The organism is Ferrovibrio sp. GW821-FHT12F09, from assembly GCF_058806775.1.
In genome coordinates this window covers 1-5516 of the sequence record NZ_JBXAPZ010000004.1, presented here as the reverse complement: position 1 = coordinate 5516, position 5516 = coordinate 1, and the positions used below count along the sequence as shown (strand labels likewise).

General features: G+C 60.3%; 3 protein-coding genes. All 3 read right to left on the bottom strand.

Going from position 1 to position 5516, the window contains the following annotated elements; genetic code table 11:
• Positions 1-2246, bottom strand: a 2246-nt coding sequence (locus AC1ROB_RS22495; protein WP_492972824.1) for an FG-GAP-like repeat-containing protein, incomplete at its 3' end; no start/stop codon positions are given.
• A gap of 10 nt (positions 2247-2256) precedes the next feature.
• Positions 2257-4863, bottom strand: coding sequence for an FG-GAP-like repeat-containing protein (locus AC1ROB_RS22490; RefSeq protein WP_492972823.1), 2607 nt, complete (start codon positions 4861-4863; stop codon positions 2257-2259).
• Between the two features lie 91 nt (positions 4864-4954).
• Positions 4955-5516 (bottom strand): prepilin peptidase (locus AC1ROB_RS22485; RefSeq protein WP_493031576.1); only part of this gene is annotated, 562 nt, incomplete at its 5' end.

Below are 5516 nucleotides of genomic sequence, written 5' to 3'. Positions count from 1 at the left end.
TTGCTGCTCTTCACTTCGGAGACGACATACATCGCCCCCTGCAGATCGATACATGGGTAAGCGCAGGCCGCGCCGCCGGTGTCCTTCGTGTAAGACGCGCCCGGAACAGAAAGAGACATGTAGGAAACAACAGTTTTCTGAGTGGTGCCGCGCAGTTCCAATAAGATGTCCGGATGCCCACCCCCAGCCAGCGCCACCTCCACCCCCGTACTGAAGAAGCCCAACACATCAGGGAAGCCATCACCGTTCAAATCAACCAGATGACGTGGATAGGTCGTCATATTACTCCAGCCTGTATCCTCCCCGAATCCCAATATCCAGGCCGTTTCCGGAGCAAAGCCGGCGCCCGTAGAAAGGGCAACAGTAATGCCGGAGGCAGACATGCCAACAATGTCCGCTCTGCCATCCCCATTCATATCGACCAGAAAGCGCGGATACCGGTCGGCTGTGCTCCAGCCGCTCGCGGTACCATAATTGGCACTGTACCAAACCGCCGGCGGCAACAGACCCTGACCGGTCGACAGTGAAACATTCACACCCGTACTGGCAAATCCGACGACATCGGCAAGACCATCACCGTTCACATCCGCCAACATGCGGGGATAAGTATTCGTATCCCCCCAGCCACTGGATGTTCCGAATTGCGTTGACCAAAGCTGGGAGGGCGAAAAGCTGCTTCCTGTGGAAAGAGCTACGGCAACACCGTTCGGAGAGAACCCAACCATATCCGGCAGACCATCGCCATTCATGTCGGCGAGCATGCGGGGATAAAGTGCTTCATTGTTATAGCTCTGGCTGACGCGCCCGAACTCCAGGGTCCACGTGGTGGCAGGAGCAAAGCTGCTACCCGTAGATATCGATGCCACAATGCCTGAATCCGTGAGGCCCATGATATCTGCGCGACCATCACCATTTAGGTCGAGCACGAACCGGGGATGCAGGCCGTTGCCCCCCCACCCGCAGGAAGTGGAATAGCAGGTTTCCCAGGTCGCCGTGGTGCCGAAGGCCGATCCGGTTGATAGTGCCACTTCAACGCCGCCACTTGAAAAACCGACGATATCGCCAAGCCCATCGCCGTTTACATCGACTACAGATCGCGGATAGGTATCGCTGTTCGACCACCCGCAAGTTTTGACAAAACAGGAATGCCACGGCGTAGCTGAGCCGAATGACGCACCCGTTGAAAAAGCTACGTTCGTGCTGGTGCCAGAGAAGCCTACGATATCGACAAAGCCGTCGCCGTTCACATCCGTGAGTCGGCGGGGATAGTCATAGTCATTCCAACCGCCATTCGTGCCAAACGATAATGTCCACGCCGACTTGGACGCGAATGAAAGAGTCTGGTTTTGCCAGATTCCTTCAAAGCCAGGCAGGCAGCTTCCAGCTGCATCGCATTGGGTCACAGCCATAAGGCGTGACCGTTGTGTGCTGGGACTCACTTCGTAAGCCAACCGATACTCGCGCACGAGGTTTTCGGCCTGCCAGGCCTGCACCTTGGTCAGGCGCTGGGTGGTCTTGATGATGCTGCCGGCCTGGTAAGCTGGGCTGATATCAGGTCGAGCTTCGTAGGTGAAGCGCACGGAGTTGGCCGGCGCCGTGCCGCCGTTGCCAGTATAATCGATACGGCTGGGGCGATACTCGCCGTTGGCGTTGTCCTCGGTGTAGCTGACCGAGAAGTAATTACCCTTGGTGTCGCTGGTCTTGCTGATCGCCCAGACCCGGACTGAGCTTTTGCCCTGGGCCTCGATTTTACTGTCGGCTGTATTGCCGAACTCCATGATCAGCCCGGCCTTGGTCCAGACCTTGAACCAGCTCGGGCCGCTGCCCGCCGTGCCGTAGGAGACGACCTTGCTGAAGCTCTCGCGCTCGGTGCGGTACTCGGTCAGATCGGCGCCGTAGGTACCAGAGGTGGCGATCAACCGCTGGCCGTCGAGGCAGAAGCGGTCGTTGGCATCGAAAGCCACACCGCCGGTCTGGCCATCCTGGGCAATCGTGCGGCCGCAGCGCGTGATCGAGGGTAGGCCGCTCAAAGACCAGCCCACGCCGAGCAGGCCGTTGCCCGAACGACTGTCGTAAGAGAGCGAGAGCTTCGGTTCCAGGCCGGCTGTGCCCGGGACGACAGAGATCGGGATCGTGTAAGACGCCGAGCCGGTATCGGTGACCTCGAACTTGCCCGGCAGCGTCATCTGCGAAAACGCCGGAGTTGCGACGGCAAGTCCGAGAACTACGAGGCAGGCCAGTTTCATGTCTGCGATCCTATGGCGTCGTGCTGGTGACTTCTGAGCGGGTGAGCCGGCCGAGCAGCCAGTCGGCGGTGTCGTTGCTGTAGGTGTTGGCAGTGGTCTTACTATGGCCGTCGCCGGTGGAGACGCCGACCTGCGTGGCATTGCCATAAGAATCGTAGCTGTAGTTGGTGGTGACGGCCGGCAGCGCACTGCCGGTGAGCTCCCAGCTCTCTTCCAGACTCTGCGTCAGGAAGGGATAGCGCCGGGTGCCGCCGAGATTGGTGCTGCTGTAGGTATTGGTGCTGCGGTTGAGCAGCTGGCTACTGAGCTTCTTCTCGCGCGATGCCACCAGACCGGCGAAGGGATAGTCCTGGCGATAGCTGGTGAGCTGCTCGACGCCGGTCTGCTCGTCCTTCACCGTCATCTGGCGGAAGCCGAGGAAGCCGCGGCCATGGCTATCTGCCTTGGCGCCGGCATAGCGGTAGGTGCTGCGGTACTCGCCGCCGAGGCCGTTGCTGCTCTTCACTTCGGAGACGACATACATCGCCCCCTGCAGATCGATACATGGGTAAGCGCAGGCCGCGCCGCCGGTGTCCTTGGCATAAAGTGTTCCACCAGGCGACAGCGGCGCGTAGCTCCATTGCGTAATTGCCGTGCTCCCGGCGGACACTGCCGTCATCAATGTTGGCGTGAAGCCCGTCCGATACTGCCAGGCGGCAGTTCCTGCCGTAGGATGAACCGCCAAAACATCTGCGGCGCCATCCCCATTCCAGTCCGCGACGGTCAGGACACGCTCGCCCCATGTCGTCGGCACGAATGACTGACCAAGAAATCCGGCGTCATTCGCATTGTAGAAGAAGCTGGTCCCCCCTGAGTAAGTGGGTACGAGGCTGAGGTCAGATCGCCCATCGCCATTCCAGTCGCCGGAACCCATCCTGTATATGGCCCAACCGCAACACGGACTGGTCAGGCTCTGAAATTGCCCATCCCCCTTGCTAAGATAAGCATCGACAGCAGCCGACGGATTGCCGGGTTGATAGACGAGAACATCCGACAGACCGTCGCCATTCCAGTCACCAACGACAAGCCCTCGCCCACCCCAGTTGGAGGCATAGCCCTTGAAGCCTTCACCCGTTGAGAAAAGAAAGGCGCTGGAACCGCCGCTTACGGGGTGAATAAGCGCAATATCGGTCTTGCCGTCGCCGTTCCAGTCCCCGGTCTGTATTTGGTACGTGCCCCAGCCGCAGCACCATCCTATATCTATGTATTGGAACTGCCCGTTGCCCGTGGCGATATAAAATGACGCCGCGGCTGCTGCATCCCCTGGAGCTAGTAGCAGGAAATCAGACATCCCATCGCCATTCCAATCACCCACCACCAAGCTCTTACCGCCCCACGTGGGATAAAAGCCGGTGCCACTAAAACCGGTGCCGGTAGAGAAATAAAAGAATGCGGTGCCGCCACTATAGGATGGCATGAGAACAATGTCGGTTTTGCCGTCGCCGTTCCAGTCTCCAGTATAGATGTCGTAGTTCCACCAGCTCGTCTGCACAGGGCCTGTCTGAACAAGCTGCCCCTGCTCATCGGCGAGGTACATGATGGTATCACCGCTGCCCTGTGCTTGCAGGAGAAGATCGGCACGGCCGTCGCCGTTCCAGTCGCCGACAATCGGCTTCTTGCCGCCCCACGCCGGACTCTCAACCAGCGTGCCGGGAAATGCGTTGCCGCCCTGCCAGGTAAAAAACTGACCCGGCATACACAGGCCAGAGCCATCACAGAGAGTTGCGCTAGCAAGCTGCGAACGGGCAGTGCCGGTCAGATATCCCAGGACATATTCACGCACGAGGTTTTCGGCCTGCCAGGCCTGCACCTTGGTCAGGCGCTGAGTGGTCTTGATGATGCTGCCAGCCTGGTAGGCCGGGCTGATGTCGCTGCGGGCCTCGTAGGTGAAGCGCACGGAGTTGGCCGGCGCCGTGCCGCCATTGCCGGTGTAGTCGATACGGCTGGGGCGGTATTCGCCATTGGCATTGTCCTCGGTATAGCTGACCGAGAAGTAATTACCCTTGGTGTCGCTGGTCTTGCTGATCGCCCAGACCCGGACTGAGCTTTTGCCCTGGGCTTCGATTTTGGCGTCGGCGGTGTTGCCGAACTCCATGATCAGCCCGGCCTTGGTCCAGACCTTGAACCAGCTCGGGCCGCTGCCCGCCGTGCCGTAGGAGACGACCTTGCTGAAGCTCTCGCGCTCGGTGCGGTACTCGGTCAGGTCGGCGCCGTAGGTACCAGAGGTGGCGATCAACCGCTGGCCGTCGAGGCAGAAGCGGTCGTTGGCATCGAAAGCCACACCGCCGGTCTGGCCATCCTGGGCAATCGTGCGGCCGCAGCGCGTGATCGAGGGTAGGCCGCTCAAAGACCAGCCCACGCCGAGCAGGCCGTTGCCCGAACGACTGTCGTAAGAGAGCGAGAGCTTCGGTTCCAGGCCGGCTGTGCCCGGGACGACAGAGATCGGGATCGTGTAAGACGCCGAGCCGGTATCGGTGACCTCGAACTTGCCCGGCAGCGTCATCTGCGAAAACGCCGGGGCAGATGCCAACAGGGCTACCGCCATGGCCAGCGCGGCCATTTTCAACTGATCGATCACCACAACCCCCAATAGCCGATTCGCCCGGCCTTATGCCTGACGCATAGCTAAAAGGTTGCAGAATTGGTTGTCAATCTTGTCCGGACTACACCTAAAAGAAGCGTAGATGACAAAAAACTATGACCGCCGCGACGATCAATCCTGGGCCGAAGGGGATCGGACCAGCGTCCGCCCAGCGGGACGGCGACTGGCGGAGCAACCGGCGGCCCGCCACCCAGAGCAGTGTCAGCAGGGCGCCAATTCCTATGACCGCGAAAATGTATTCGATACCGACCCAGAGCGCCGCCGCCGCCACAAACTTCACATCGCCAAGGCCGAGGCCCTCCTGTCCGCGGCGCGCCAGAAAATACCCCCGGACCGCATAGAGCAGGCCGGCTCCCAGAAGACTGCCGCTGAACAGGGCCATCGTATCGGCCGGCAATCCACCATCCAGCAATTGCCAGGCGATGGCGGTTCCGGCAAATGCGGCATTCAGACCATCGGGCAGCCTGTGTTCACGCAGGTCATAGACCAGCAGGCCTGCCAGAATCAGGCCGGCGACGGTCAGAACGATTCCGGCCAGCAGCATGACGCCGCTCAGTTGCCCGGGGTTGTGCTGGTGACTTCCGACCGTGTGAGCCGGCCGAGCAGCCAGTTCGGTGCATCGTTGCTGT